The organism is Holdemania sp., from assembly GCF_986127675.1.
Window position 1 is genome coordinate 1 of the sequence record NZ_CFQZWI010000187.1, and the last position, 1,944, is coordinate 1,944.

Sequence of the window (1,944 nt, forward strand, 5' to 3'; positions counted from 1 at the left end):
TAATGACGGGCATGGTTTTGCCGGTCATGGCGGACGACGACGAAGACGTTTATTACTTGACGATGTGTTCCGGTTCTGATTTATCCGAAGAACAGAAAAACGAATGCAGGGAATATGCTTCCCGGCGCAACAGTGAACTGGCGCAGCAGCTCAGCGACATCAAGGCCAAACGCCAGGAGATTGAGAAGGATCTGGCGAAGATCGGTCAGGAGATCCGCGGCTATGACGCGCAGATCGCCCAGCTGACAGCGCAGATCAGCGAGCTGGAAAAGCAGATCAGCGAAAAGGAAGCATTGATCGCCCAGCTGGAAATTCAGATCCAGCAGAAGGAAGATGAGATCGCAGCGCTGCGGGAAAAGGTGGAACAGCGCTTAGTTCGTTCCCAGCAGACAATGCACACGAATCAGTTTCTGGATTTCTTAATGGGCGCGGAGGATTTTGCTTCACTCTTGCGCCGGATTCAGGGCGTTAACGATATCATGAATTATGATAAGAAGTCGCTGGAGGAATTAAAAGCGCTGATGGATGCGCTGGAAGCGGATAAAGCGCAGCTGGCCGAGGAAAAAGCGGGACTTGAAACAAGCAAGACGGAAGTTGAAGCGAAGAAAGCGGAGGTCACGCAGCTGCGGGTCGTCGCGAAGATCGCGCAGGAGGCGGCGGAAAAGCAGGCGGCGGATCTGGAAGCGCTGGGCAATCAGATCACGGCCAATTTGTCCGCATTTAAGGGCCTTCTGTCGTCAATCGACTTCAGCGGGATCGACAGCTCAACCGGCTTTACCAAACCTAACGGCGGCTATTTGAACAACGGCACCTGGTATTACAGCAGCGGCGGTGTTCATCTGGGAATGGATATCATGGCCGGGATCGGCACGCCGATCGCCGCGGCCGGCAACGGCGTCATTCTCAACAGCGCCGACGGCTGCGGAAATAATGGCTATCTCGGCAATACCTGCGGCGGCAGCGGCGGAAGCCGGGGCGGCGGGAATCAGGTATATTTGTTAACTAACATCAACGGGACGACCTACGCGGTCAAGTATCTGCACATGAGTCCCGGTTCTCCGATCGCGACCGGTTCTGTGGTAAGTGCCGGTGATCAGATCGGCACGGTTGGGCAGTCCGGCAATGCGAGCGCGCCGCACACGCATATCGAAGTGTTCAAGCTCGGCACGATGTCGATTGAAAGCTATGCCAACAGCTGGAACGGCGATCTGGCCTTCGGGGCCGGCTGGGGTTCTGGCGCGTTAAGCAATACCTGCGATAAGCGCGGCGCACCGTGCCGCGTGAAGCCGGAAACGGCATTCGGCTATTGATGGATAGCGGTTTAGTTTCGGTGCTTCTTGCGCTTAAAAGGAAAAGCCGTTTCCAGCTGCGCTGGATCTGAGAATAAAGCAAGGTGAATGACGATCGGGAGAACCCGTGCCGTTCACCTTTTTAAATGCTTTCAGCTCGCAGGCATGCGCATTATGAGCGTGAAACGAACTGCCACTTGCTTGAAATCGGGTGGCCCGACGTGATATATTTCATGCAATGAAATAACCGGAAACGCATAAAAGCGGGAATTCAGCGATCGAATGTGCGGCAAAGATTGTAAGAAATAACCCAATATTTTCATCATGTCCAAAATTGATTCTATGTTATAATACTAGCGATTGGATGTGAAACGATGCTGGATTTAAAACATGTATCAAAAACATATAAGAACGGAGTCAACGCTCTGTACGACGTCAATCTCAAGATTGATCAGGGCGAATTCGTGTATATCATCGGGCCGACCGGCTCGGGCAAATCGACGCTGATCAAGCTGCTGGACGGCGAGGAAATCCCGACCAAAGGCAAGGTCGAAGTCACCGGAATCAACGTCGGGAAGCTGAAGCATTCCAAAGTGCCGCTGTACCGCCGCAATATCGGCGTCGTGTTTCAGGACTTCCGCTTATTGGAGCGGAA

At 53.2% G+C, this 1,944-nt stretch carries 2 protein-coding genes; both read left to right on the forward strand.

Annotated elements, in window-relative coordinates; all coding sequences use genetic code 11:
* The coding region (locus AC5OW4_RS15145; RefSeq protein WP_195548471.1) for a murein hydrolase activator EnvC family protein at positions 1-1,310 on the forward strand (1,310 nt) is incomplete at its 5' end.
* Between the two features lie 353 nt (positions 1,311-1,663).
* The coding region (locus AC5OW4_RS15150; protein ID WP_493677203.1) for an ATP-binding cassette domain-containing protein at positions 1,664-1,944 on the forward strand (281 nt) is incomplete at its 3' end.